The 26,937-nt window shown below is 32.7% G+C and carries 23 protein-coding genes; 14 read left to right on the top strand and 9 right to left on the bottom strand.

Going from position 1 to position 26,937, the window contains the following annotated elements:
- Positions 1 to 10: 10 nt before the first annotated feature.
- The 6 genes from purH to efp form a co-directional block, all read right to left on the bottom strand.
- Positions 11 to 1,549, bottom strand: a complete 1,539-nt coding sequence (gene purH, locus SYO3AOP1_RS05530; protein WP_012459753.1) for a bifunctional phosphoribosylaminoimidazolecarboxamide formyltransferase/IMP cyclohydrolase — start codon at positions 1,547 to 1,549, stop codon at positions 11 to 13.
- Positions 1,550 to 2,788, bottom strand: coding sequence for a glycosyltransferase (locus tag SYO3AOP1_RS05525; protein ID WP_012459752.1), 1,239 nt, complete (start codon positions 2,786 to 2,788; stop codon positions 1,550 to 1,552).
- Positions 2,789 to 3,053: 265 nt separating this feature from the next.
- The gene (gene thrB, locus SYO3AOP1_RS05520) at positions 3,054 to 3,965 is read right to left on the bottom strand and encodes a homoserine kinase (RefSeq protein WP_012459751.1); all 912 of its coding nucleotides are present in this window, start codon (positions 3,963 to 3,965) and stop codon (positions 3,054 to 3,056) included.
- Positions 3,958 to 4,896, bottom strand: coding sequence for an ADP-glyceromanno-heptose 6-epimerase (gene rfaD, locus SYO3AOP1_RS05515; protein WP_012459750.1), 939 nt, complete (start codon positions 4,894 to 4,896; stop codon positions 3,958 to 3,960). The genes thrB and rfaD overlap by 8 nt, the downstream gene beginning before the upstream one ends.
- 4 nt (positions 4,897 to 4,900) lie before the next feature.
- Positions 4,901 to 5,368, bottom strand: a complete 468-nt coding sequence (gene accB, locus SYO3AOP1_RS05510) for an acetyl-CoA carboxylase biotin carboxyl carrier protein (protein ID WP_012459749.1) — start codon at positions 5,366 to 5,368, stop codon at positions 4,901 to 4,903.
- Positions 5,369 to 5,405: 37 nt separating this feature from the next.
- Positions 5,406 to 5,978 carry an elongation factor P gene (gene efp / locus SYO3AOP1_RS05505; protein ID WP_012459748.1) on the bottom strand — a complete coding sequence of 191 codons (573 nt, stop codon included), beginning with the start codon at positions 5,976 to 5,978 and terminating at the stop codon, positions 5,406 to 5,408.
- A 268-nt stretch (positions 5,979 to 6,246) separates the two neighbouring features.
- On the opposite strand from efp, the gene SYO3AOP1_RS05500 reads away from it, so the two are divergent.
- From SYO3AOP1_RS05500 to SYO3AOP1_RS05475, 6 genes are all read left to right on the top strand, one after another.
- A complete protein-coding gene (locus SYO3AOP1_RS05500; RefSeq protein ID WP_012459747.1) occupies positions 6,247 to 6,618 on the top strand; it encodes a hypothetical protein in 372 nt (123 codons plus the stop codon).
- 13 nt (positions 6,619 to 6,631) lie between these two features.
- The gene (locus tag SYO3AOP1_RS05495) at positions 6,632 to 7,276 is read left to right on the top strand and encodes a YkgJ family cysteine cluster protein (protein WP_012459746.1); all 645 of its coding nucleotides are present in this window, start codon (positions 6,632 to 6,634) and stop codon (positions 7,274 to 7,276) included.
- 42 nt (positions 7,277 to 7,318) lie between these two features.
- Complete coding sequence (locus SYO3AOP1_RS05490; protein WP_281340533.1) at positions 7,319 to 7,564, top strand: curli assembly protein CsgG; 246 nt, start codon at positions 7,319 to 7,321, stop codon at positions 7,562 to 7,564.
- Positions 7,564 to 9,288 carry a single-stranded-DNA-specific exonuclease RecJ gene (gene recJ / locus SYO3AOP1_RS05485; RefSeq protein ID WP_012459744.1) on the top strand — a complete coding sequence of 575 codons (1,725 nt, stop codon included), beginning with the start codon at positions 7,564 to 7,566 and terminating at the stop codon, positions 9,286 to 9,288. Before SYO3AOP1_RS05490 ends, recJ begins: the two co-directional genes overlap by 1 nt.
- Before the next feature lie 593 nt (positions 9,289 to 9,881).
- On the top strand, positions 9,882 to 11,189 hold the full coding sequence (locus SYO3AOP1_RS05480) for an ATP citrate lyase citrate-binding domain-containing protein (RefSeq protein WP_012459743.1): 1,308 nt from the start codon (positions 9,882 to 9,884) through the stop codon (positions 11,187 to 11,189).
- A 17-nt stretch (positions 11,190 to 11,206) separates the two neighbouring features.
- Positions 11,207 to 13,057 (top strand): citrate/2-methylcitrate synthase, encoded by a 1,851-nt coding sequence (locus tag SYO3AOP1_RS05475; RefSeq protein ID WP_012459742.1) that lies wholly within the window; start codon positions 11,207 to 11,209, stop codon positions 13,055 to 13,057.
- A 470-nt stretch (positions 13,058 to 13,527) separates the two neighbouring features.
- Here SYO3AOP1_RS05475 and ppsA read toward each other — a convergent pair whose 3' ends face one another.
- Genes ppsA through SYO3AOP1_RS05460 form a run of 3 tightly spaced genes read right to left on the bottom strand, consistent with a single transcriptional unit; the run spans position 13,528 to position 18,873 of the window.
- Positions 13,528 to 15,957, bottom strand: a complete 2,430-nt coding sequence (gene ppsA, locus SYO3AOP1_RS05470) for a phosphoenolpyruvate synthase (protein ID WP_012459741.1) — start codon at positions 15,955 to 15,957, stop codon at positions 13,528 to 13,530.
- Between the two features lie 5 nt (positions 15,958 to 15,962).
- Complete coding sequence (gene glyS / locus SYO3AOP1_RS05465; protein WP_012459740.1) at positions 15,963 to 17,999, bottom strand: glycine--tRNA ligase subunit beta; 2,037 nt, start codon at positions 17,997 to 17,999, stop codon at positions 15,963 to 15,965.
- A complete protein-coding gene (locus SYO3AOP1_RS05460) occupies positions 17,980 to 18,873 on the bottom strand; it encodes a glycine--tRNA ligase subunit alpha (protein ID WP_012459739.1) in 894 nt (297 codons plus the stop codon). The genes glyS and SYO3AOP1_RS05460 overlap by 20 nt, the downstream gene beginning before the upstream one ends.
- A gap of 560 nt (positions 18,874 to 19,433) precedes the next feature.
- On the opposite strand from SYO3AOP1_RS05460, the gene SYO3AOP1_RS05455 reads away from it, so the two are divergent.
- From SYO3AOP1_RS05455 to SYO3AOP1_RS05420, 8 genes are all read left to right on the top strand, one after another.
- Positions 19,434 to 20,069, top strand: coding sequence for a hypothetical protein (locus SYO3AOP1_RS05455; RefSeq protein ID WP_156769252.1), 636 nt, complete (start codon positions 19,434 to 19,436; stop codon positions 20,067 to 20,069).
- Complete coding sequence (gene mtaB, locus SYO3AOP1_RS05450; RefSeq protein ID WP_012459737.1) at positions 20,053 to 21,369, top strand: tRNA (N(6)-L-threonylcarbamoyladenosine(37)-C(2))-methylthiotransferase MtaB; 1,317 nt, start codon at positions 20,053 to 20,055, stop codon at positions 21,367 to 21,369. Before SYO3AOP1_RS05455 ends, mtaB begins: the two co-directional genes overlap by 17 nt.
- A gap of 3 nt (positions 21,370 to 21,372) precedes the next feature.
- A complete protein-coding gene (locus SYO3AOP1_RS05445; RefSeq protein ID WP_012459736.1) occupies positions 21,373 to 21,789 on the top strand; it encodes a CoA-binding protein in 417 nt (138 codons plus the stop codon).
- Positions 21,790 to 21,804: 15 nt separating this feature from the next.
- Positions 21,805 to 22,368, top strand: a complete 564-nt coding sequence (folE, locus tag SYO3AOP1_RS05440; RefSeq protein WP_012459735.1) for a GTP cyclohydrolase I FolE — start codon at positions 21,805 to 21,807, stop codon at positions 22,366 to 22,368.
- A 238-nt stretch (positions 22,369 to 22,606) separates the two neighbouring features.
- Positions 22,607 to 23,113 carry a peroxiredoxin gene (locus tag SYO3AOP1_RS05435; protein ID WP_012459734.1) on the top strand — a complete coding sequence of 169 codons (507 nt, stop codon included), beginning with the start codon at positions 22,607 to 22,609 and terminating at the stop codon, positions 23,111 to 23,113.
- A gap of 195 nt (positions 23,114 to 23,308) precedes the next feature.
- Positions 23,309 to 23,743 carry a hypothetical protein gene (locus tag SYO3AOP1_RS05430; RefSeq protein WP_007546092.1) on the top strand — a complete coding sequence of 145 codons (435 nt, stop codon included), beginning with the start codon at positions 23,309 to 23,311 and terminating at the stop codon, positions 23,741 to 23,743.
- A gap of 2 nt (positions 23,744 to 23,745) precedes the next feature.
- Positions 23,746 to 25,170, top strand: a complete 1,425-nt coding sequence (locus tag SYO3AOP1_RS09690) for a CCA tRNA nucleotidyltransferase (RefSeq protein WP_012459733.1) — start codon at positions 23,746 to 23,748, stop codon at positions 25,168 to 25,170.
- Positions 25,171 to 25,649: 479 nt separating this feature from the next.
- Positions 25,650 to 26,885 carry an aspartate kinase gene (locus SYO3AOP1_RS05420; RefSeq protein WP_012459732.1) on the top strand — a complete coding sequence of 412 codons (1,236 nt, stop codon included), beginning with the start codon at positions 25,650 to 25,652 and terminating at the stop codon, positions 26,883 to 26,885.
- Positions 26,886 to 26,937: the final 52 nt, after the last annotated feature.

Here is a 26,937-nt window from a genome sequence, read left to right as displayed (position 1 = left end):
CTTCTACTCCTTAATGTTTAAAGTGTCTCATGTTTGTAAATATCATAGCAATTCCATGCTCATTACATGCATCTATTACCTCTTGGTCTCTGATTGAACCACCTGGTTGTATAACAGCTTTTATTCCTTCTTTTGCTGCTGTATCAATGCTATCTCTAAATGGGAAAAATGCTTCTGATGCAAGAACGCTTCCTTCTAATGGTAGATTAAATTCTTTTGCTTTTTTGATTGCAGTTTCTAAACTATCTACTCTTGAAGTTTGTCCTACTCCAATGCCAACAGTTCTTTTGTCTTTTGCTATCACAACCGCATTAGATTTTACATGCTTAACAACTTTTAAAGCAAATATTAAATCTTCCAACTCTTTTTCTGTTGGCTGTCTATCTGTAACTACTTTTAACTCTGTATAGAGACCTAAATTTCTGTCTTGGAGTAGATAACCGCCCGAGATTCTTTTTATATCTTTTCCTTCTAATTTTTTATCAAAGTTTTTAACTTTTACAACTCTTAAATTCTTCTTAGTTTTTAATACTTCCAACGCTGAATCTGAAAATGAAGGTGCAACTACAACCTCTAAAAATAATTTTGTAAGTTCTTTTGCTGTATCTTCATCAACTTCTTTATTAAATGCTACAATTCCGCCGAATGCTGATTTTGGGTCTGTTTCAAGGGCAAAGGTGTAAGCCTGTTTTATATTTTCTGCAACTGCAACACCGCAAGGGTTGTTATGCTTCACTATAACGCAGGCTGGTTCTTCAAACTCTTTAACCAAAAGCACAGCAGAATCAACGTCGTAGTAGTTGTTAAAAGACATTTCTTTACCTTGTAATATCTCACTATCTGCAACAGAAATGCCATTTTCAAGTGGGTTTATGTAAAGAGATGCTTTTTGATGTGGATTTTCTCCATATCTTAGCCCGGATTTTAGTCTCATTGGAATGGTTAAACTTTCTGGAAAATCTTCGTTTATTTCAAATTTTTCATTTAAAACTTGTGAAATTATACTGTCATAAAAGGCTGTATGTCTAAATGCTTTTAATGAAAGTTTTTTCTTTGTATTTATGCTTATTTCTCCGTATTCTTTAAGCTCGTTGATTATATCGCTATAATCTTTTGGGTCTGTTATTATGGCAACGTATTTATAATTTTTAGCAGATGCTCTTACCATTGCAGGACCGCCAATGTCTATATTCTCTATAATCTCATCTAAATCAGCACCTTTTTTAACTGTGTTTTCAAATGGATATAAATTTATAGCTACAATATCTATTGGTTTAATATCATTTTCTTGAAGCTGTTTCATATGGTCTTGGTTGTCTCTGATGGCTAAAATTCCGCCATGAATTTTTGGGTGTAGTGTTTTTACTCTACCATCAAGTATTTCTGGAAATCCTGTTATTTGTGAAACTTCTATAACATCTATGCCATTTTCTTTTAAATATTTTGCAGTTCCTGAAGAGGATATAATCTCATATCCAAGATTTTTAAGCTCTTTTGCAAATTCTAATACACCTGTTTTATCAGAAACAGATATCAAAGCTCTTTTCAATTATTTTTCCTCCGGTTTTTTTTCTTCTTGAATAGATTGTCTGATTATGTCTTCCATAATGTTGGCTAAGATTTCGCCTCTTGAGTAGATTGTATGCTCTTTTAATGCTTTTTCTCTTCCTGCCTTTCCTATCTCTTCTCTTTCATCCAGAGCTTCTTCAAGATAATAAGCAATTTTTCCTTCTATTTCTATAAAATCTATTGGATGGTATGTAATTATCTCTTTTTCTGGTTCAAAGAAAGATTTTGAAGCAAGTCTTTCTTCAACAAGTGTTAAAGTTCCTGTTGCGACACTGTCAAACACTGTAAACCCAAGACTTGATGGGATGAATGGTGGTTGACTTAGTAATGATATTTTTGATTTAGAGATAAAATCTATCACATCTTTTTGAGTATAAATTTCTTCAAAAACTACTACATTATCTTTAACTTCTCCGTTTACCGGACCAAGAATGTTAACTTCATAATTTTCTATTGAATCAACTATATTCCATCTTCTTAGATGCATAGCATACAGGCCAATTTCTATAAGAAGATTTGAAAATTCTTCTTCGTTTTCTTGCTGGAACTGTATTAATGCAGATTGAAATTCTGGGCTTAATTGAGATAATAAATATCCCGATGCAAATCTAATTGGCATGTCTGGGTTTCTGTAAATAAGCCTTCCAAGTTCAACAGCAAAGCCAAATAAATTTGGGTCAAATCTTTGTTGCCAATCATTTTCTATAAGGATTGGGTCTGTCAGGGGTCCAACAAATGCCACTTCAAACTCTTTTTCTTTTGGTGGTGGAATTTTAGCTGGATTAGTGCCTGCTGGTATTAATGCAACATTTTTTCCAAGAGTTCTAAGCCATTGAAGATGTTCTATATCAATGGTTGCATAAAGTATTTGATTTGACTGAATAACTGGTTTTAATTTTGTAAAATGGATCAATGGATCATCTATAAACCATGTGATATGAATGTTTCCAAGCAGGTCGCAGAATGGTTGTTTTTGTCCTTCATTTTCTGCATAAATCATACCGTCCAAGTTTATATCAAATGTAAATAATGGCTTAAATTCAACTATTTGATTGATAACTTCTTGTAGATTGTCTGCGTTGATTTCTACAACTTTTGTTTCAAAATTTCTTGCAGAAACAGACTTACTCAATCCATCTATGATATTCTCAACCATATTTTTTGGGTCTGGAGTTTTTAAAAATACAACTCTTGGTTTGGTGATTTTATTTTCTTCCATGTAATACTCCTTTTTTAAGTTTTTTCTTGCCTTCTTCCATCATCCCGAGGACTTTAGTCCAAAGGGTCTCCTTTCTTAAAAAGGAAGGAGATTCTTCGCCGGCTTCAGAATAATAATTTAACTATCCTGATTTTTAATTCCTCACCTATTCAATTTCTAATGATTCACCTACTTTCAGTATCTTATTATTGAGGGCGATTCATGAATCGCCCTTACATCTTTTCTTATTTTTAATTCTCACTTGCTGGTAACTCTTCAATTAGACCTACTTCTCCACTATCTCAACCTTTGCACCTTCCGTATCTACGTCCAAAACAAGATATTTCGCATTTATGCCCGCTTCTGAAAAGGCTGATACCATTGCCTGACCAATTTTGTCAAAATTATCCAAGGCAAGAGCTAACATTGTACTACCTGCACCGCTTAAGGATGCACCAACTGCTCCTGAGTCGTAAGCATACTGTATAACCTTATCAAAGTTTGGAATTAGGCTTTTTCTGTATGGTTGATGCAATCTATCTTCCATTGCTACTTTTAATAAATCAAATCTTTTTTCTTGCAATGCTCTTATAAATAATGATGCTCTTTGAATATTAAATACTGCATCTTTTAATGGTATTTCTTTTGGTAGTACTGACCTTGCAAGCTCTGTTGATAGCTCAAAATCAGGTATTACAACAACTGCTTTTAACTCTTGTGGAAAATCTATTTTACTGTAATATGTTTTATCTTCTGTTTTTAATGCTGTGATAAAGCCACCTTTCCAAGCTGGTAAAAGGTTGTCTGGATGTGGTTCAAATAGATATGCTACTTTAAAAAATTCTTCATCTGTCAGCGGTTTTTTATGGACTGCAAAACCTGTTAAGATGCCTGCAACTATTGCTGTTGCACTACTACCAAGTCCTCTTGCTACTGGTATATTGACAGTCTGTTTTAACTTTGCACCGTGAAATGTCTTTCCTTCTGCTTCACATAAATACTTTACTACTTTTATAAAAAGGTTATTCTCAGGATTTTTCAAAAATTCATTTTCTGGATAAGATTCTATAAATACATCATCTGCTTCTTCTACTTCAAACTCATTGTAAAGTGTTAAAGCAAGACCGAATGTATCAAAGCCTGCACCTAAGTTTGCCGTCGTAGCCGGAACTCTTACTTTGACAATTTTCTTAGTCATTTATTCTTCCTTCTAAAATATCAACATACTCTTTGATGCCTCTTTGTATGCTATATCTTGGCACAAATCCAAGCTCTTCTTTAATCTTAGTCATATCTGCTTGGGTGTACTCTTGATAAAAATCGTAAGGACAGTCAAAATATTCTGGCTCTAAATTTGTTCCAAGTGCTTGATTTAAATATTTAATTACATCGTTAAAAGATGTTGCCTCTCCACTTCCGACGTTATAAACAGTAGATTTTGGAGCTTTTGCTGCTAAAATAGTAGCATCTACTGCATCTTTAACATATACAAAGTCTCTTTTTTGTTCACCCCATTTGAAAATTCTTGGTCTGTTTCCTTGTTTCATCTGTAAATAAAGCTGATAAATCATGCTTGCAAACTTTCCTTTGTGGGCTTCCCTTGGACCATAAACGTTAAAGTATCTAACGCCTACGATTTTTAGTCCTGTTTTATCGCTAAACTCTTGTGCAAGGTTATCCATGATGTATTTAGAAAAAGCGTACACATTTTCAGGAGATTTTTCTCTATCCTCCTTTAATGGTACATGCTCCTTTACATTTCCATACACAGAAGCAGATGATGCATACACTACAATGCATTCATTATCGTAAGCAAACTCTAATATATTCTTAAAACCGTCAACATTTCTTCTCATCATATACTCTTGGTCAGTTACTGTTGTATCTGTGATAGATGCAAGATGAAAAATTACATCTGGCTTAAAATCTTCCACCTTAAAAAAAAGCTCATCTGTTGATACATCACAGGAATAAACTATTCCTTTAAAACCTTTTAAATTTTTAAAATTAGCACTTGAAAAATCATCTAAAACTAAGATTTTGCTGTTTGGATAATCTTTTTGTAGTTTTAAAGCAAGGTTAGAGCCAATAAATCCTGCACCACCTGTAATAAGTATGTTTTGATACATTCGATTACACCTCAATGTAAAAGAGTTCTTGTCCGTATTCTACGGGCTGACCATTTTCAACTAAAATTTTAGCAACTCTACCATCTACATCAGACTCTATTTCATTCATAACTTTTAAAGCTTCTATGATACATAAAATCTGACCTTTTGATACCATATCTCCTTCTTCAACAAACGGAGGAGCTCCTGGAGATGGAGACCTGTAAAATGTTCCAACAAGTGGCGATTTTATAACATGATATTTTTGTTTTTGTTCTTCTTTAATTTCAGATTTTTTAACTTCTTCTTTCACTTCTACAACTGGATTAGCTGGAATGTTAACAATCTGAGAAGCAGGAGATTGAGATATAACTTCTTTTGGTCCTAAATACTGCTTGATATAAACACTGTATTCTTCTGTAGAAAGCTCTATTTCTTCAATCTTAGTGTCTTTAATTTTTTCAATTAATTGAAAAATAAATTCTTTATCCATGATTCCTCCAATCTTCTAAAGCGAAGAAGGTAAAAGTTTATTTATTTACTCTTTCTATGTACGTTCCTTTTTCTGTATCTACTTTAATTCTATCTCCAACGTTTATAAATAATGGCACTTGAACTGTTGCACCTGTTTCTATTTTCGCAGGTTTTAATGTGTTAGTAGCTGTATCACCTTTAAATCCTGGCTCTGTTTCTATTACTTCATAAACTTCATGCTTTGGAAGTTCTATGCCGATTGGGTTTCCTCTATCTAAAAATACAACTACCTGCATTCCTTCTTTTAAAAACTGTGCTTCATGCTCCATAGCTTCAGCAGGAACAGCAAACGTTTCATATGTGTTTGTATCTAAGAAATAGTAGTAGGTACCATCTGTGTAAGAGTAGTTCATAAATCTTTGCTCAAAGTCCGCAAGCTCAATTGAGTCGGAAGATTTAAAAGTAAATTCTGTAACGTTTCCTGTTCTCATGTTTTTTGCTTTCACTCTAACAAATGCTTGACCTTTACCTGGTTTTACGTGTTCATAGCTAACTACTTTATAAGGTTGATTATCAACTAAGATAAACTGGTCTCTTGCTATTCTGTTGATATCAATTTTAACGCCCATTAAATCCTCCATATAAAAATTTTTTAAAATATTATTATAACATGTAGCCAAAAAGTGAGATTTAGATGTAAAAATTTTTAAAGATTTATAAATCGTAATATAATAATTTCACAAAACCTTGTAAAAAATTTTCGGAGTTTTATATGGATTTGTTTGGAATAGATAAGTCTTTGAAGGAAATATTATATAAGTTAGTGGATGAGAGAACAGAACAAAAGAGATTAAAGATAAAGATAAAGCTGATAAAACTGCTGAGGTCATATTAAATTTGAGAGAAGATTTATCAAACACAAGAAGTCAATTATCAAATGAAATATTAAAAGTATGGAATAGATTGACCGACACAAAAAATGAGCTTACATTTGAAATAGTAAAGCTAAGAGAAGATTTATTAAAGAATAGAGAAGAAATTTCGTTAGCAAGAGAGGAAGTATCAAAAGAGTTTTCGCAAGTAAGAAATGAAGTCTATCAAAAAGACTTGATTAAAAACTTTGAAAGTAAAATTGGAAGCAATGAGGATATTCTGCTGCAAAAAAGATTAAACATAATTATGTTAGACAAATTAGAATCAATCGTATCAGAGATTAAGGAAATTAGGGAAAAAGTGGATAAACAAAATGAAGCCGGTATCGTGAAATAGAAGACAGTAAACAATGAAAGAAGATTTATTGTTAGCATTTATTTTGATATACAAAAATCCAGAGCTTTTTGAAGAGGTCATTGAATTTCAGAGGGATTTAAATCAACACATAGATAATAAACTAAAAATAGATACAAAAATAGCCTGTGAAAAAGGATGTAGTTATTGTTGTTATGGCTGGGAAGTTAAACTAACTTTTTCAGAATTGTTGGATTTTATAAAATCTTTAAACAATTTATCAGATGATGAAAAAATCAAAACAGCTAAAAGATTGGAAGATTATAAAAGACTTAAAGATATAACTAACCAACCATGCCCATTTTTAGACAACAATCTTTGTGTAGTATATCTATCAAGACCTTTTGTATGTAGAACTTTTTCATCTTACGATAAAAATCTTTGCAAAACAAAAACACCCTTTGAATTTCCGCCGATTCTTGATCAAATCATCGAAGATATTAAAGAAAAGATAAATATTCTCTCAGATGAATTTATTTCGCTTTTTAACACAAAAACATCTATAAAAAATATTAGTTTTAATCACAAAGATAACAACTTTTTTGTAAATTTATTTGATACCTTTATTCTTACGTCTGAAAATGGAAACTTAAAACTAAAACCTCACAAGCTTGCTGAAAAGTTTATCTCTAAAATATGATATTCTATTATATGCAAAATCCTTGAGAGGTATCATCTCGTGATGAAAAAAATTCTTGCAGTACTCATTTTAGCTTTTTCTGTAAACGCTGAAGAATGTAAGCCAAATCTAAGTGTATCTAAGGTTGAAGGTATTGCAAGTCCATACGTTGGAACTATACATTCTGTAAAATTAAGCAAATCAAGAAAAGGTGAGTGTTATTTTAAAGTTTACGGAGATAAAGGATACGCAACTATTGACGCAAATAATGGAGAACTTTTGAAATTTACAAAAAAGAGAGATAATTAATGGAAATAGGAATTTCAGGCTATCAGTGGATAGATTTATCAAAAACAAACCCAGCACCGGACTTTTTAGTAAAAAAGTATGGAGAAATATTTGCACAGGTTTTATACAATAGGAGAGATCTATTTGATAAAGATTTTTCTCAAGATTACATCTTTCCAGAATTAAAAAATCTTGTAAATCCTTCTTACTTTCACAGCCTTGAAGAGGCAGCTATAAAACTTGCAGAGCATATCAAAAGAAAAACCCCAATCGTTGTATATGGAGATTATGATGCAGACGGTATTACAAGCACATCATTACTTATAAACTTTTTCAAAGATTTGGGCGTAAATGCAAAATACTATATTCCAAGCAGATTTTCTGAAGGCTATGGACTAAATAAAGAAGCTATTAAAAAGCTGTCCGAGCATGGTAAGGTATTAATCGTATGTGATAGTGGAACCAATGCTTTTGATGAACTCTTTTATGCAAAAAGCTTAGGGCTTGAAGTGTTTGTTTTAGACCATCACGAACCTTCCTATCTTTGGCAAAACTACACACCACCATTTTTAAGTGAAAAAATAAATATCATAAATCCAAAATTTTATTCAGATGAACAAATAAATCCACTTTTTAAACATTTAGCAACGGTAGGAATAGCATTTTACTTAATAGCGATTACAAGAAGACTTTTAAATATTGATATAAAGCTTAGAGATTATTTAGATATTGTGGCAATTGGAACTGTAGCAGACGTTGTTCCTATGTCTTTTATAAATAGAGTTATGGTAAAAATCGGTCTTGAAGAGTTAAACAAGCAAAAAAGAGCTGGAATTAAAGAGCTTTTAAACGTTGCACGAGTAAAAAAAGAGTTAACATCTCAGGATATAGGCTTTATAATTGGACCAAGGATTAATGCATCGGGAAGATTGGCAGATGCGAGAAATTCTGTAAAGCTTTTAGTCACAAGAGACCAATCAAGAGCAAATGTATTGGCAATAGAGCTTGAAAATCTAAATAAAAAAAGACAAAAACTTACAGACAATGTAATATCTGAAGCAGAAAAAGAACTGCTGAAGCAAGATTTAAAAAATGTGATAGTAATAGGAAAGGAAGGTTGGCATAGTGGAGTAGTTGGAATAGCGGCAGGAAGATTAACAGAAAAGTATAAATTACCTTCTGTGATTTTATCTGTAAACAACGGAAAAGCAGTAGGTTCAGCAAGAAGCGTTTCAAAAGTAAATATATATAAAGCCTTGGATAAATGTAGAGATTTATTTGATAAATTTGGTGGACATTCAATGGCAGCAGGAATGTCTTTAAAAACAAATTTGATACCAGAATTAAAAGAAAGATTAAACCAAGCAGTTGAAGAGGTTGCAGAAGAAAAACCATGGGCAGTTAAAGAGATAGACATGGAAGTTGAACTATCCTATTGGACTACTGAAAAAGTTAAAGAAATTTATAACTTACAACCATTTGGAGAGAAAAACCCCATACCGAAATTCTTAGCAAGAAATTTAAAGATTGAGTTCTTTACAAATCCGGCTAAGAATTTGCTAATTCTAAACTTAAAAGATGAAAATAAAAATATCTATAATGCCAAAAGTTGGAAAGCTAAGGAATTATTGGATAAATTAAGCGTTGGTATGATAATAGATATCGTCTATACTCCAGAGATTAATTATTATAAAGGTTTTGAAAATTTAGATTTTGTGGTAGATGATTTAAAGATTGTTAAGTAAATTTTTACACTGTATAAGTTAAAAGAAGTAGAGAGAGTGTTGTAAAAATTTTTGTAGGTTTACTTTTTGTGCCATTCTGAGGAGTTTAGTCCGACGGATCTCTTCTTTTAAAAAACAAGAAAGTAAAGGCAATTAATGAATTGCCCGTACATTGAATAAGTGAGAGTTAAAAGGATGGAGATTATTCGTCGGTTGCAGAATGATGATGTGGATTTTTTGGAACAGTTTCGAAGAAGTAGGGAACATGTATAATACATTTTTAATAAAGAATTATTGAGATTCTTTGCTGTAGCTTTGGAAGAATGATATTTTATTAATTTTCTCTGTTATCCTGAGACTTCAAAACTAAAGGATCTTCTTTTTTAATTTTCTCAAATTGGTATGACTTTTACACAAATCAAGTGATGAGTTATATGTGATATGGAAAAAACTTTAAAATACTTTTCACTTAAAAATAAAACACTGTTTGATTTTCTATTTAAAACTATGTTATAATTAAAATCATAATTACCGCCTGCTGGGGTGTTTTTTATTTTGGCGGAATACAAATATCCCAGCCTGTAGCAAAAAAAGCTACAGATGGAAGGTTAGAAATGGCACAAAGGGGAATTAGAGAATACGATGGTAAAAGAATCATCGCGCAAAACTGGAAGGATTACTTTGGTGATGCTTTTAATTATGAGTTTAAATCTGTTCTCGTTACACCAGAAACAGATTTCGACAAACTTCCAGAGCAATATCCATGGTTAAAAGAAACTCCATTAGTAGCAAAGCCGGATATGCTATTTGGTAAGAGAGGAAAGCTTGGATTAGTCCTTTACAAAATTGAAAAACCAGGTGATGTTAAATACGAAGATGCGGTTAAATGGATAAAACAAAAAATGCAAGAAGAAGTGGAAATTAATGGAGTTAAAGGACATTTAACACACTTTTTAATAGAGCCATTTGTTCCACATAAACCGGAGGAAGAGTACTATGTCTCATTCTCAATGGGCGACGATTACGATACTGTTTACATGTCCGCTTTTGGTGGTATAGATGTAGAAGAAAACTGGGATAAAGTAGTAGAAGTTCACATCCCACCAACAGCTTCTGACGAAGAGATTGAAAAACTAATAAAAGCTAATGTTCCAAAAGAGATTAAAGATAGAGAAAAATATGGAGATTTTGTTGTTAGAGCTTATAAAATGTTTAGAGATTTGCACTTTGTATATTTTGAAATAAACCCACTCGTAATGGTTGACAATAACGTTTACTTATTAGACTTTGTTGGAAAGGTTGATGATACAGCCGGTTTTGTTGTTGGTAAAAAATGGGGAGAATTAGAGTTTCCATCAGGATTTGGAAGAGATTTAACACCGGAAGAAAAATACATTAAAGAATTGGATGAGAAGTCTGGCTCATCATTAAAATTAACAATACTTAATCCAGAAGGTAGAATTTGGACTCTTGTTGCCGGTGGTGGTGCTTCTGTTGTATATGCAGATACGGTTGCAGATATGGGATATGTAAATGATCTTGCAAACTACGGTGAATACTCAGGAAATCCAACAAGAACAGAAACAAGAGAGTATGTTAAAACAGTCCTTGACTTAATGACAAGAAGCAAACATCCTTCCGGAAAGCCAAAAATACTTTTGATCGGTGGAGCAATTGCTAACTTTACTGACGTAGCTAAAACATTTGACGGAATAATTGATGCATTTAAAGAATACGCTGATAAAATGAGACAAGTAGGTGTAAGAATATATGTCAGAAGAGGTGGACCAAACTATGAAGTTGGATTGAAAAGAATAAAGCAAGCTGCAGAAGAGCTTGGACTACCGATTGAAGTTTATGGACCAGAATTACACATGACAGATATAGTTAGAAAAGCTTTAGAAGAAGAAAAAGCTGCATAAAATAAGGAGGATATAAGATGAGCAAACCAGAATATTTATTATTTGACAAAAATACAAAAGCAATTTTCTGGAACTTAAACACAAGTGCAATTCAAAGAATGTTAGATTATGATTATGTAGTAGGAAGGTCTCCAAGTATTGCTGCAATCGTTGCACCAACTTCTGAAAGAAGCTTTGAAAAATTTTTCTATGGAACAAAAGAAATAATAATTCCTATTTATAAATCTACAAAAGATGCTGCAAAATTTCACCCAGAAGCTGATGTGCTTTTAAACTTTGCATCTTTCAGAACAGCATATCTAGTAACATTAGAAGCCTTTGAAATTCCACAAATCAGAACCATAGTTATCACTGCTGAAGGTATTCCTGAAAGATATGCAAGAGATATGAGAATTAAAGCAAAACAACTTGGAAAATGGATAATCGGACCTGCAACAGTTGGTGGTATTGTACCGGGAGCTTTTAGAATAGCAAATACTGGTGGAACAATTGAAAATATCATTGCTTCTAAACTTCACAGACCTGGTTCTGTTGGGTTAGTCACAAGGTCCGGTGGATTATTTAATGAGCTTTCTAACATAATCGCAAGAAATGCCGATGGTGTTGCAGAAGGTATAGCGATAGGTGGTGATAGATTCCCGGGTTCGGATTTCTTGGACCACATGTTAAGATTTGAAAAAAATCCACAAGTTAAGTTTATGATTTTACTTGGTGAAGTTGGTGGAGAAGCGGAGTATAAAGTTGTAGAAGCTGTAAAAAATGGCTTAATCACTAAACCAGTCATTGGTTGGTGTATTGGTACAATTTCTAAATTCTTTGGTGGAGAAGTTCAGTTTGGACATGCCGGCGCAAAAGCAGGGACAGATAGAGAGACAGCAGATGCTAAAAATAGGGCAATGAAAGAGGTTGGTATTCATGTTCCAAACAACTTTAACGAGCTTCCTCATGTAATAAAAGGTATTTATGAAATGCTAAGAGGTGAGGGTAAAATTCAGCCTATCGTTGAGCCAGAAGTTCCACCTATTCCAGAGGACTTATCTAAAGCAATAAGAGAAGGAAAAGTAAGAAAACCAACAAACTTTATCTGTACAATCTCTGATGATAGAGGAGAAGAAGCTACATATTGCGGCGTTCCTATAAGTGAAGTTATTGAAAAAAATCTATCAATCGCAGATGTTATAGGATTGCTTTGGTTTAAACAAAAATTCCCAGATTGGGCATCTAAATTTATAGATATGGTTATCAGAGTTGTTGCAGACCACGGACCAGCAGTTGCAGGTGCTCATAATGTTAAAGTTACAGCAAGAGCCGGAAAGGATTTAATGTCTGCTCTTACTACTGGTATTCTTGCAATTGGTCCAAGATTTGGTGGTGCGATTGATGGGGCAGCTAAATACTTTAAAATGGCATATGAGAAAAATATGTCTCCAAATGAATTTGTTGAATATATGAAAAATGTTGAGAAAATACCAATTCCTGGTATTGGACATAGAATTAAATCAACCAAAAACCCGGATAAAAGAGTTGAACTACTTAAGGACTTCGCAAGAAGAAACTTTCCTAAGGTTGAACTTTTAGATTATGCTTTAGAAGTAGAAAAAGTTACAACTTCTAAGAAAGAAAACTTAATCTTAAACGTTGATGGAACCATTGGAGTTTTACTTGTTGACCTGTTTAAGCAAATAGGCTACTCAAACGAAGATATAGACAAATTAATTGAAGCTGGCGCATTTAACTCATTTTTCGTTCTTGGAAGGTCTATCGGATTTATCGGTCATTACTTAGATGAAAAACGTTTAGATATGCCATTATACAGACATCCAACAGACGATATACTCTACGACGTTAAAAGACCAGAAGGTATATAACATATAAATCTCTGGGGCAGGATTAATCCTGCCCTGTCTTGTTTAAATTCAGATTAAAAGTATAAAACTGTTTTAAAATTTTTGTAAGTTTACATTTACCAGTCATCGTGAGGACTTTAGTGCGAAGTTAGAATTTGGAAGTCGTTCCAAAAACCAACATCGTCGTCATTCTGAGCGAAGCGAAGAATCTCCACCTTTACCTCTCATTTTCTCACTTACTTACCTTCTCGCCTTATTTAAAAGAGGAGATCCTCTGGCTTGCAAGCCTCAGGATGATACAGAAAGGTAAGCTTACGAGAATTTTGAGACACTCTTGTTAGAATTTGAGACAATCTTTGTTAAAGTCTTAGATAATTCTTTTGCTTTTCTTCTGATGATTTCATTAGCTTAGGTGGATTATTTTATGCAATTGTTAATTTTGAAATTATTAAAAAAAATGGAGACCGTTTAGGTCTCCGTGTCATTTATAGTTAATTTAAGCCGAGTTTTTTCTCTATTTCGTAGATTGCTTTCGTTGTTTTGATAATAGAGTCGGGATTAATTGAAATTGTATCTATTCCTTGTTCTACTAAGAACTGTGCAAAGTCTGGGAAGTCAGAAGGACCTTGACCGCAGATTCCGATTTTCTTTCCTTTTTCTTTTGCTGTTTTAATTACTTGAGAAATCATTCTTTTTACAGCTTCATTCCTTTCATCGTATAAGTGTGCAACAAGTGAAGAGTCTCTATCTAATCCAAGTGTGAGTTGTGTTAAGTCGTTTGAACCGATAGAAAATCCATCAAAGTATTCAGCAAACTGGTCAGCCAAGATTACGTTTGATGGTAATTCACACATTACATAAACTTGTAATCCGTTTTCACCTTTTTTAAGTCCGTACTCTTCCATGACTTCTAAAACTTTCTTAGCTTCTTCCGGTGTTCTACAGAATGGAACCATTACGATGACGTTTTTAAGACCCATTTTGTTTCTTACTCTTAAAATTGCTTTACATTCAAGTCCAAATGCCGGTTTGAAAAATTCGGAATAATATCTTGAAGCTCCTCTGAATCCAATCATTGGGTTTTCTTCTTCTGGTTCAAAGTATTTTCCACCTATAAGGTTTGCATATTCGTTTGATTTAAAGTCAGAGAACCTAACAATAACCGGCTTAGGATAGAAAGCAGCAGCAATCTTAGCTATACCATAGGAAAGTTTTTTAACATAGTACTCTTCTTTGTTTTCATATCCAAATGTTTTATCTTCAATAATTTCAGCTAATTCCGGGTCTTTCTGCTTGATTTCATCAAATTTTATTAAAGCTAATGGGTGGATTGAGATGTAGTTATTGATAATAAACTCTTCTCTTGCAAGACCAACGCCTGCGTTTGGCAAGAATGAAAGGTCAAACGCTCCTTCCGGTGATGCCACGTTCATCATTATCGGAGTCTTAGTTTTTGGTAAATCTTTTAAGTCAAACTCTTCTACTTCAAACTCTATTTTTCCTTCGTATACATAGCCTCTTTCACCTTCTGCACAAGAAACAGTAACTTCTCTTCCGTTTTCAAGTACTTCTGTTGCATTTCCTGTTCCAACTACTGCCGGAACGCCAAGCTCTCTCGCTACAATTGCTGCGTGGCAAGTTCTTCCGCCTTTATTTGTTACTATTGCAGCCGCTTTTTTCATGATTGGTTCCCAGTCCGGGTCTGTCATATCTGTAACAAGAACCTCTCCTGCTTGAAACTCTTTTGCATCTTCTAAATCATGTAATATTCTTACTTTTCCAAAGGCTACTTTATCACCTACCGCTATACCTTCTAAGATTCTTTTCTTAATTCTTTCCTCGTAGGGTTCTGTTATTTTATATGTGATTATCTTAGAATGGTCTTTTCTTGAATGGATTGTCTCCGGTCTTGCCTGAACTACAAACAACTCATTTAACTCTCCATCTTTTGCCCATTCTACGTCCATAGGTGTCCATTTTCCATATTTGTTTGTATAGTACTCTTCTATTGACGTTACCCATTTTGCAAGCTTTAAAACTTCATGGTCTTCAAGGCAGAATTTAGCCTGTTCTTCTTTAGAAACTGCTACAATTTTTGTTCTTTCATCTGGGTCTGTTCCATAAACCATTTTGTGTGTCTTTCTTCCAAGTTTTTTCTCTATAATTGCTTCGTATCCCTCTTTTAGAGTTGGTTTAAATACTAAGAATTCGTCCGGAGTAACTGCACCTTGTACTACCATCTCACCAAGTCCGTAAGATGCATTTATTAAAACTACATCTTTAAATCCACTGTCAGAGTCTATGGAGAATGAAACACCGGATGCTGCAAGGTCAGACCTAACCATCTTTTGTACGCCTACAGCAAGCCCTATTGCAAAATGGTCAAATTTAAATGCCTCTCTGTAAGAAATAGCTCTATCTGTAAATAAAGAAGCAAAACAGCTTCTTATAGCTGATAGTAATGTCTCATCGCCTTTGATATTTAAGTATGTATCTTGCTGACCCGCAAAGGATGCATTTGGTAAGTCTTCAGCAGTAGAAGAAGACCTTACAGCAACGTCAACTCTAAACTGACCATACATTTTGCTTAATTCTTCATACGCTTTTAGTATCTCATTTTTTAAATCTTCCGGAAAACGTCCACCTTTAATTAGTTCTCTTATTGTTAAACCTCTTCTTGATAAGTCTTCAATGTTATTTGGGTCTAAACCTGCTAAAATTTCACGAATTTTGTCTCTTAGATTGTTGTAATCAATAAAGTAATGATAAGCTTTAGATGTTACAACAAACCCCATTGGAATTTTTACACCGATAGATGAAAGTCCTTTTATCATCTCACCAAGAGATGCATTTTTACCACCTACTAACTCTATGTCCTCCATACCCACTTCGTTAAGCCACATTACAAGCTTTTCAGCCATATTGATTAACCTCCAATTAATTTTGTAAAATCTGCTATATTTCTAAATAAATCGTTGATTTCTTTCAGCAGACTTAGTCTGTTATTTTTAAGTTTTTCATCTTCTACCATTATCATAACATTGTCAAAAAATCTGTCTATGTATGGCTTTAATTCAAGCAATAATCCTAAGGCTTTATCGTAATCTTTGTTTTCAATAAACCGTTTAAATTTATCTTTAATTTCTATAAATTTTTTGTAAAGTTCTTTTTCTGGCTGTGATACTAATAAGTTTACATCAACGTTTGAAAATTTAAAATCTTCTGGAATGATATTTCCAACTCTTTTAAATACCATTATCACGTTTTCATAGTCCGGTAGGTTTCTTAGCTGTGATAATGCCTTTACTTTTAGATAATTTCTGTATATATTTCCATCTTTTAGAGATAGTACAGCATTTATGATGTCAGTCTTGTAGCCTTTTGACTGAAGATAGCTTTCTAATCTTGACAGTATAAAATCTAAAATACTTTCATCATCTATGACTTTCCTTAAATCTAAATCTATCTCTTTCTCAACTAAAAGCCTTACTATTCCTATTGCGTTTCTTCTTATTCCAAATGGGTCGGCTGATGGTTTTGGAAGCTCTCCAATTTTTATGAAAGAAATTACAGTATCAAGTTTGTCTGCTAATGCAAGAAGCGTTCCAAGGTTTGTTTCTGGAATGTTGTCTTCTGCTGTTTTTGGAAGGTAGTGCTCATAGATTGATTTTGATATTTCTTCCTCTTCTCCTTGTTTTTGGCTGTAATACATTCCCATTATGCCTTGTAGCTCGTCAAACTCTTTTACCATTTCTGTAAGTAAATCAGCCTTAGAAAGCATAACTGCTCTTTTTATTTTTTCAGCATCTTTGTATCCGGTTAAATCAGCTAATTTTAAAGCAAGTTCTAAGTTTCTCAATACTTTGTCATACATAGAGCCAAGCTTTTCATGGAACTGAATACCTTTAAGCTTTTCTATATTATCATCAAGTTTTTTCTTTAAGTCTTCTTTGTAGAAGAATAAAGCATCTTCTAATCTTGCTCTTAAAACTTTTTCATAGCCATTTTTTACTATATCCCTATCTTTTACTGCATTGTTTGAAAAAGCAAGGAATTTTGGAATTAGCTTTCCATCTTTTTCAAAGTTTAGATATCTTTGGTGGTGCTTGCAAACTGTAATGATAACTTCTTTTGGAAGTGTAAGATATTCAGGTGAAAAATCTCCTACTATGCCAACCGGGAACTCTGTTAAACATGTTATTTCATCGATAAGCTCATCATCTTCTATAATGCTTGCGTTTAACTGTCTTGCAAAGCCTTCGTACTGGGTTTTAATTGAGTGTTTTCTGTCTTCAAAGTTTGCTATTATGTATCCAAGCTTTGTGATTTCTTCATAGTCATTTGCATGGTTTATATCTTTTCTTTCTCCTCTTCCAATTGGCTTTGTCATAAATCTGTGAAGATGTGTAAACCTATCTGTTTTTACTGATGCAACTTCAAATTCTATAACTTTATCATCTAGCAAAGACACTATCCATCTTATTGGTCTTGGAAATCTATAATCTGAGTTGTTCCATTTCATAGATTTAAGCTGTGGAAATTGATTAAACAGCTGTGGGATTTTGTGTTTGATAAATAATTCTAAGCTTTCTCCTTCTTTTTCTATGGTGGCTCCTAAGTACTCGCCTTTTTCTGTTGTGATTTTTTCAAGCTTTTCAAGCGGTATATTGTTTTTTTCTGCAAAAGATAATGCTGCTTTTGTAAATTTACCTTCGCTGTCAACGGCTACCTTGTATGGAGGTCCAATTAATGTAATTTTTTGATTATCTTGCTTTTTTTTGAGATTTTTTATTAAGACTGCTAATCTTCTTGGCGTTGCGTATATTTTTATGTTTTCTGGAGAATTGTAAATAAAAAAGTCTTTAAATGTCTGGTGTGCGTATTCTTTTAAAAATTCTTTGTACGTTAATATAGCTTTTGGTGGAAGCTCTTCGCACCCTATTTCAAGTAGATAAGACTTCATCATCTCTCCTTTTTATTAACGGATATCCAAGCTCTTCTCTGTGTTTTACAAATGCTTTTGCACATTCTCTTGCAAGATTTCTTACTCTCGCAATATATCTTGCCCTCTCGTTAACAGATAATGCACCTCTTGCATCAAGCAAGTTAAATGTATGTGAACATTTTAAAGCATAATCATAAGCCGGGATAGGTAGGTTTAAAGATATAAGTTTATATCCTTCCTGTTCATACATATCAAAGGTTTTAATAAGAAAATCTACATCTACAACTTCAAAGTTGTGAATAGACCATTGTCTTTCTGCTTCTTTATAGATATCTCCGTATGTTAAACCTTCTGCCCAAACTATGTCATAAACACTATCTTTGCCTTGTAAATAGGTTGCTATTCTTTCAAGTCCGTAGGTAATTTCTACGCTAATTTCTGGTAAATCTAAGCTTCCTGCTTGCTGGAAGTATGTGAATTGAGTTATTTCCATACCATCAAGCCAAACTTCCCAACCAAGCCCCCAAGCTCCAAGTGTCGGACTTTCCCAATCATCTTCAACAAATCTAATATCATGCATTGTAAGGTCTATACCAAGAGCTTGCAAACTTTCAAGGTATAACTCATGTGGATTTTCCGGCGTTGGTTTTAGTATTACTTGAAATTGATAGTAATGTTGAAGTCTGTTTGGATTTTCTCCGTATCTTCCGTCTTTTGGTCTTCTTGATGGTTCAACGTAGCAAACATTCCAAGGCTCAGGTCCAAGAACTCTTAAAAAGGTTGCCGGATTCATCGTTCCAGCACCAACTTCTATGTCATAAGGCTGCCATAAAATACAGCCTTTTTCTACCCAGAATTTTTGGAGAGTCATAATTATATCTTGAAATGTCATTTAGTATCTCCATTTTGATAATTAAGGTTAAAATATTTTAACATAGTTTAATGATGAGAGGATGTTCTAAAATTTAAATAACCTTTTGATCGGTCATTCTGAGCGAAGCGAAGAATCTCCGTCCTTTTACCTCTCACTTACTCACTTTTTCACCTTTTAAAAAGAGGAGATCCTTCGGACTAAAGTCCTCAGGATGACAGCCAAAGGTGAAGTTTTCATATACATTCTACGACATTAAAAAATTTTAGAACATACTCTTATTGGTAGTAAGTGAGAAGTGAGTTGAGATGAAAGTTTCAAGATTTAAAAGTCTTTTTATCTTTATGCGAGGGTGTTCCAAATTTCAACTAAGTCCAAAAATTAATTAACCTTTTATCTGTCATTCTGAACGAAGTAAAGAATCTCCATCCTTTTACCTCTCACTTATTCGCTTACTCACTTTCTCACCTCTTCTAAAAGATGAGATCTTTCGGACTATAGTCTTTTCCTTATGCTGTAAAACATAAAAATAAACTCTTAATTTCTTTAAAATAATCAAATATTCTATCATGGAGGTTTGTTTGAAACTTATAGAAACAGAGCTTTATTTTTACTTTGATACAAATCCAGATGTTAAATTTGGATACGTTTTTAAAGAAGGATTGGCAAAAGGTGAATCTGATTTTTTTGTTGCATCAAAAGAAATAGTCAAAGACAAACCAGACTGTCTTAAACATTTAAAAAATCTTAAATGGCAGATATTTAACAAAGCTTTAAATCCAGTATCAGATAGTTTTGATTGGATATACACAAAAGGAATTGTTAAAAATCAATCTCCTTATTATTTGGCTTTAAAAGATGGAATGGAAGCTCTATACACATTAGAAGGTAAAAAGACAGATGATTTTGAAAAGATAAGAGATAGAGGAGCTTTGACAGGAGAAAGTAAATACTTTTGGGGCAAGAAGAACGGCAAATATGCAATCTATGATGTAGAGACAGGAGAAAAGCTTACAGAAGATTTTAAATCATCGGTCATTGCAGGCGTTATAATTGGAAGAGGAACCTACTTCGTTGGAAGCTTTGGAAATGAGATCTTTTATATCTTTGACCTAAAAACAGGTGAAAGATTGACAAAAGAATTTGATGAACATAAACTAATTGAAATACTAAAACATGGAGATTTAGAAAAGGCAGTAGATGAAATTGGAAAATAAAGGTTTGAAGGTAGCTTTTGCAACCCTTGGTTGTAGAATGAACCAATTTGAAACATCTGCATTGGAAGAACAATTTCAAGTAAAAGGTTATAGTATTACAGACTTTGAAGATGTAGCAGATATATATGTAATAAATACATGCACTGTCACGAACGATGCAGATAGAACTTCAAGAAAAATTATAAGACAGGCAAAAAGAAGAAATCCTAATGCAGTTGTAGTTGCTACAGGTTGTTATGCCCAGGTATCTCCAGAAGAGCTTGCAAAGATGGAAGAGATAGACTTGGTTATAGGCAATTCTCATAAAACCGCTGTTTTTGAGATAGTAGAAAATTATATAAATGAAAAATTTGAAAACAAAGTTTTTATAGAAAACATATTTAGAGAAAATCAGTTTAAAACCTTTCAAATCAGTACCTTTTTTGAAGGAGCAAGACCTATAATCAAAGTCCAGGAAGGTTGTAATAGCTTTTGTAGTTTTTGCATCATTCCATTTGCAAGAGGAAAGGTAAGAAGTGCAAAAATAGATGAGATAGTAAATCAAGTTAAAATATTAGTAGACAAAGGATTTAAAGAGATTGTTCTAACAGGAACGCAGCTATCTCAATACGGATACGACCATAAAGAAGGAACCCTTTATGACCTTTTAAAAAATCTTGTCAAGATAGAAAATCTATACAGGATTAGACTTTCATCTATGGGAATAAATGAGCTTGATGATAAATTTATAGACTTTTTAACATCAGAAGAAAAAATAGCACCACACTTTCACCTATCCATCCAGTCAGCAGATGACAAAGTTTTAAGAGATATGAAAAGAAACTATACAGTAAAAGAGTATATGGAAAAAGTAGAAAAGATAATATCAAAAAGACCAGAAACAGCAATTGGAACGGATATAATAACAGGATTTCCAACAGAAGATAAAACGGCATTTTTAAACACTGTAAAGACAATAAATAATATTCCTTTTGCATACATACATGTGTTTACATATTCTCAGAGAGATGGAACAACAGCTGTAAAATTTGGAGATAAAGTCCTTCCAGAAGAAAAGAAAGAAAGGACAAGAATACTCAGAGAGATAAGCTATCAGAAAAACTATGAATTTAGAAAGAGATTTATAAACAAAGATTTGGAATTTTTAATTATCTCTGAAAGAGATGACTATAAAATAGCAGTTACAGGAAATTACATTCATGCAAAAATAAAGACAGAAAAGGCTATCAACACAATAATTAAAGCAAACCTAACAGAAATAGGAAAAGAAAGAGAAGAAAATACAGCAGTAGAGGTATAAGCTATGCCATTGTTGACAACCGACGAAGAGATAAGAAATGTTTTAAAATCAAGTAAAACAGTTGCGGTAATTGGTATTTCACCAGAACCACATAAACCAAGCTATTTTGTGACAGAAGTTGTGAAATCCTACGGATTTAAAATTTATTTAGTAAATCCAAAATATGAAGGTCAGATAATACTTGGTGAAAAGGTTTATAAATCTATATTAGATATTCCGGATGAGATTGATATTGTAGATGTTTTTAGAAGACCGGCAGATGTTGGATATTCAGCAGAAGAGGCTATAAAGAAAGGTTTTAAAACATTTTGGTTTCAGCCTCAAACCTATAATGAAGAAGTAGCTAAAATGCTTATAGAAAAAGGTTTTAACGTAGTTGCAAACAAATGTATGAAAGTAGAATGTCAAAGATTACTATAAAAAGGAGAAAAAATAATGGTAATAGACAAAAATAAGATTGAACAGGCAATAAGATTATTTTTAGAAGGTATTGGAGAAGACCCAAACAGAGAAGGTTTAAGAGACACGCCAAAAAGAGTTGCTAAAATGTGGGAAGAGTTTGAAAGTTATAGAGAAATGAACATGACCATCTTTGAAGAAGTAGGAAGCTACGATGAGATGGTAGTTGTAAGAGATATTCAATTTTATTCTTTATGCGAACATCATTTACTTCCTTTTTTTGGAAAAGCGCACGTAGCATACATTCCGGATAAAAAAGTATGCGGATTGTCTAAAATTGTTAGAGTTGTAAACAAATTTTCCTACAGACCGCAAGTTCAAGAAAGATTGACGGCGGAAATTGCTGAATATCTTGAAAAAGAATTACAGCCAAAAGGTGTAGCCGTTGTAATGGAGGCAGTTCACCTTTGTATGGCAATGAGAGGAGTAAGAAATCCAGAATCTATCACAGTAACAAGCAAGCTTACAGGAAGATTCTTAGAGTGTCAAAAAACAAGAGAGGAATTTTTGAATTTGATAAATTCTCACAAAAAGATGTGAGAATGAGGATTAGAGAGTCCCAAAATTTTTATAAGTTTGCCTTTCCTCGTCATCCTGAGGACGTAAGTCCGAAGGTTCTCCTCTTTCAAAAAGCAAGAAAGAAAGTAGAGGCAATTCATGAATTGCCCATACAATAAATGAGTGAGATGTAAAATGATAGAGATTCTTTATAGAGATTCTTTGTATGACTTTAGAATGACGATATTGATTTTTGGAACTCTAAAGTAAGGAGTAAAAAATGAAAAATTTTTTAGTAAAGATTTTAATTTTGCTTGGAATTGTAAAATCAGGAATGGCAATTGAAGAAGGACAGCCAGCTTATAATTTCAAGCTTTATAATGAATCTAACAGGTTGATTCAGCTTTCTGATTACAAAGGAAGATGGGTAATTTTATACTTCTATCCAAAAGCAGGCACTCCAGGTTGTACCACACAAGGCAAAGAATATTCAAAGTTATACGATAAATTTGTTTCATTAAATGCAGTTGTATTTGGCATAAGTACTGACGATATAGAATCAATAAAAAAATTTAAAGAAAAATATGGCTTTAAACACAGCTTACTATCAGACCCAAAAGGAGAAGTAGTTAAAGCTTATGGTGTTAAAACATTCTTTGGACTATGCTCAAGAGATACAATTCTTATAAATCCAGAGGGTAAAGTTGAAAAAATATATAGAGGCGTAGACCCAGCATCTGACCCGCACAAAGTTTTAGAGTATATAAATGAAAAAGTAAAAAAGTGAGTAGTCGAGATAGTGAGAAGTGATGATTTTTTAAGTTTTATACATTTTGAAGGATATGCGTCATCTATACTTGACACTTAGCAGTGAAGAATTACAGTTCAGATTTCTAAATTCTAAATACTACATATTTAACTCTTTACTTTTTACTTCTCACTTCTGTTATAATACTTAAAATTCTATATAAAGAGGTTAGAAATGTTTAATAAAGATGATCTGATGAGAAATCCATTTATGACCAATACAAAATTCGAACAACAGTATGATTTTCTCAAAGAAGAAGGTGAGTTTGACAGAATATTAAAAATTCTCACAGTTCCAGCAAAAAGTGGCATATATCTTTCAAGATTTGATATAAGAAGTATTGCATTAGCTCTTGGTGTAGATGTTAATGTAAGAGAAAGAAAAGAGATGCTGAAAGATTTATTCTTCTATGCAAAACAATTAAACAAAATGAAAGAGTATTTAGACTTGTTAATTCAATTTACACAGCACAAAATAGACCAGTACAAACAACTCCAAGAAGAATATCCAAAATCGGCATGGATTATTCAAAATTGGATAGATAAAGCTCAAAAACTAATCACATTTATAGAAAATCTTAAAAAAGAAGTGGATATATATAAGGTTTAATTATGTTTGGGATAGACAAACTATTAAATAAAATTTTTAACAAACAAAAAGATGAGAAGTTAGAAGATTTAGAAATAAAAGAAAATTACATTCATGGGCTGATATTTTACAACTCTTATTTTGACTATGTAGCAAAAGCTCTTCCAAAAGGTTCATTTTGTTTTCTTGTAGGTGGATGGGTGAGGGATAGGATCATAAACAGACCAATCGGTGAGAATATAGATATAGATTTTATTATCACAGCAGACCCACTCCAAGTTGTAAACAATTTAAAAAAATTTATCAAAGGTGATATCTTCCAATTTGAAAAAGAGAAAAAAGTAGCGACATTTTTGTTTAAAGAAAATAATTATAACTACAGATTTGATTTCTCCTATCTTGATATTTCTGATATACTTTCAAATCCGGATATAGACTTTTATCAAAAAGAAGAGCTAATTTTAGAAAGACTTATAAAAGATTTATTAGAAAGAGATTTTACAATAAACGCAATAGCAGTAAATTTTGATGATACATCAAGCTTAAGTGCCTCAACAACTGTTTTAATAGACCCGTCAAACGGATTTAAAGACCTTCAAGATGGCATCATTAGACCAATATCTATTGAAAATATCATAAAAGACCCGGTAAGAATTTTAAGAGGTTATAGACTTGCTTTAGAGCTTGATTTTACAATAGATAAAGAATTTGAGAAGTTTGTAAAAAATAATCCCAATCTAATAGAAAAATCTCCAAAAGAAAGAATCAGAGATGAGCTTTTAAAGATAATTTCTAATGAGAATTCGAAAGACACATTAAACAAGCTTCTTGAAAACAAAATTCTGAAAAAAGTTATTTCAAAAAATCTAAAAGATTTAAAACTCTATGAAAGCTTGGAAGAAAACATAAAAAAAAAACTTAAATTTGTAGACGTTCAAAAACTAAAAGAAATAAAACTTTATCAAAATTTCAGTAGTATCACTTTTTTAAAACTTGCTGCGATTTTGTACACACTTAAAGATTATAAGGAAATTTTAGAAGAAAAGTTATTACTTCCTGTAAAAATTTCAAAGTTTATAGAGGATATAATCCAAGCAACAGAGTATTTACTATCAATCTCAAAAAATAACCCATCTGATTTTGAGCTTAATTGGTTTTGGTATAAGTTTAAAAATGCAAGTGATTACTGCTTTTTACTTTCTTATAGCATTAATAAAAACTTAGAAGATTTCATTTTGAGATTGATAAATCACTATGAAAACAATTATAAAAATAACATTGTTGAAGAGCCGTTGTTAAGCGGTGAGGAGATAATGAAATTACTAAATCTCAAGCCTTCTAAGGAAGTTGGAATTATAAAAGACAGTTTGATTAAAGCCCAGATTAGTGGAAAAGTAAAGACCAAAGCAGAAGCTACCAAGTTTGTCAAAGAGTTTAAGGGTAAGTGAAAGTGTTCTAAAATTTTATTGCTTATCTTTCCTCATCATCCCAAGGTTTTTAGTCTGAAAGATCCCTTGCTTTAACTTTTTGAGAACAAAAAAGGAGATCCTTCGCTAACGCTCAGAATGGCACTTTTGAAAATTCTCTGTCATCCAGCAGCGAAGTGAAGGATCTCCTCTTTTAAAAAAGTAAGAAAGTGAGATGTGAGAGAGTGAGAAGAGGAGATTCTTTGCACGACTGTAGAATGACAATTAAAAAGATTGATCAATTTTTAAACTCAGCTAAAGTTTACATAACTCTTATGAAAAATTATCTAAATTTGTAAAATGAGATTTTAGCCTTAGATTTTGAATGATAGACAGATGTTTATTATCAAGCATATGGGGAATTATAAATCTACCCATTTTCTCATCATTTATAATTAAGCAAAAAAATAATGCTTTTGTTATAATAAACTAAACATTTTTATGTATGGAGGTCTCTTTAATTGCCTTTAATAGTTCAAAAGTATGGCGGAACATCTGTTGGGAATATAGAAAGAATTAAAAATGTTGCAAAAAAAATAAAAAAGGCAGTAGATGCCGGGAATAAAGTCGTAGTTGTCTCTTCTGCTATGAGTGGAGAGACAGATAGACTGCTTGGTTTAACAAGAGAGTTATCATCAAGACCTGACCCAAGAGAACAAGACATGGTAGTCTCCACAGGTGAGCAGGTAGCAATAGGATTGGTAGCTATTGCATTAAAAGAGCTTGGAATAGATGCTGTTAGTTTAACAGGTTGGCAAGTTCCGATAATTACCGATGATGTACATACAAAGGCGAGAATTAAAAAAATAGATACACATAGAATAAGAAAACATTTAGATGAGGGAAAGGTTGTTATAGTTGCAGGATTTCAAGGTGTTACAGAAGGGGGAGACATTACAACTCTTGGTAGAGGTGGTTCTGATACTTCTGCCGTTGCTTTAGCTGCAGCTTTAAAAGCTGATGTATGTGAAATTTATACAGATGTACCGGGTGTTTTTACAGCAGACCCAAGAATTGTTGAAAATGCAAGAAAAATACCGGTTATATCATATGAAGAGATGATGGAGATGGCTTCTCTTGGTTCAAAAGTTATGCAAATTAGGTCTGTAGAATTTGGGGCAAAGTATGGTGTTAAAATACATGTAAGGTCATCTTTTAACGACGAAGAAGGAACTTGGATAGTGGAGGAGAATGAAGAAATGGAAAAAATGATTGTTAGAGGAATTTCTCACGAATTAAAAGAATCAAGAATTACTGTAGTAAGAGTCCCCGACAAGCCAGGCGTTGCAGCTAAGTTATTCAAAGCCCTTGGAGATAGAAACATTGTTGTTGATATGATAGTTCAAAACGTTTCACACAAAGGTTTTACTGATATATCATTTACAGTAAACAAAACAGATGCGGATGTAGCAGAAGAAATAGCAAAAGAAGTAGCACAAGAAATAGGAGCTGAAGAAGTTGAAAGAAATGATAAAATTGCAAAAGTTTCTATCGTTGGTCTTGGAATGAAAACCCATGCAGGAACAGCAGCAAAAATGTTTGAAGTTTTATCTAGAGAAGGTATAAATATATATGCAATCTCAACATCAGAGATAAAAATATCAGTTTTAATAGATGAAAAGTATGCAGAGCTTGCAGTAAGGTCTTTACATGAAGCATTTATAGAAAACATGGAAGGTGATATTCAATATGAGTAAAGATAATCCACTTTACAAATCAGTTAAAAAAATTTCTTCAAAGAAAGAATAC

The organism is Sulfurihydrogenibium sp. YO3AOP1 (assembly GCF_000020325.1).
Classification (GTDB): domain Bacteria; phylum Aquificota; class Aquificia; order Aquificales; family Hydrogenothermaceae; genus Sulfurihydrogenibium.
Note: the sequence above shows the minus strand (reverse complement) of the source record. Positions and strands in the feature narration are given on the sequence as shown.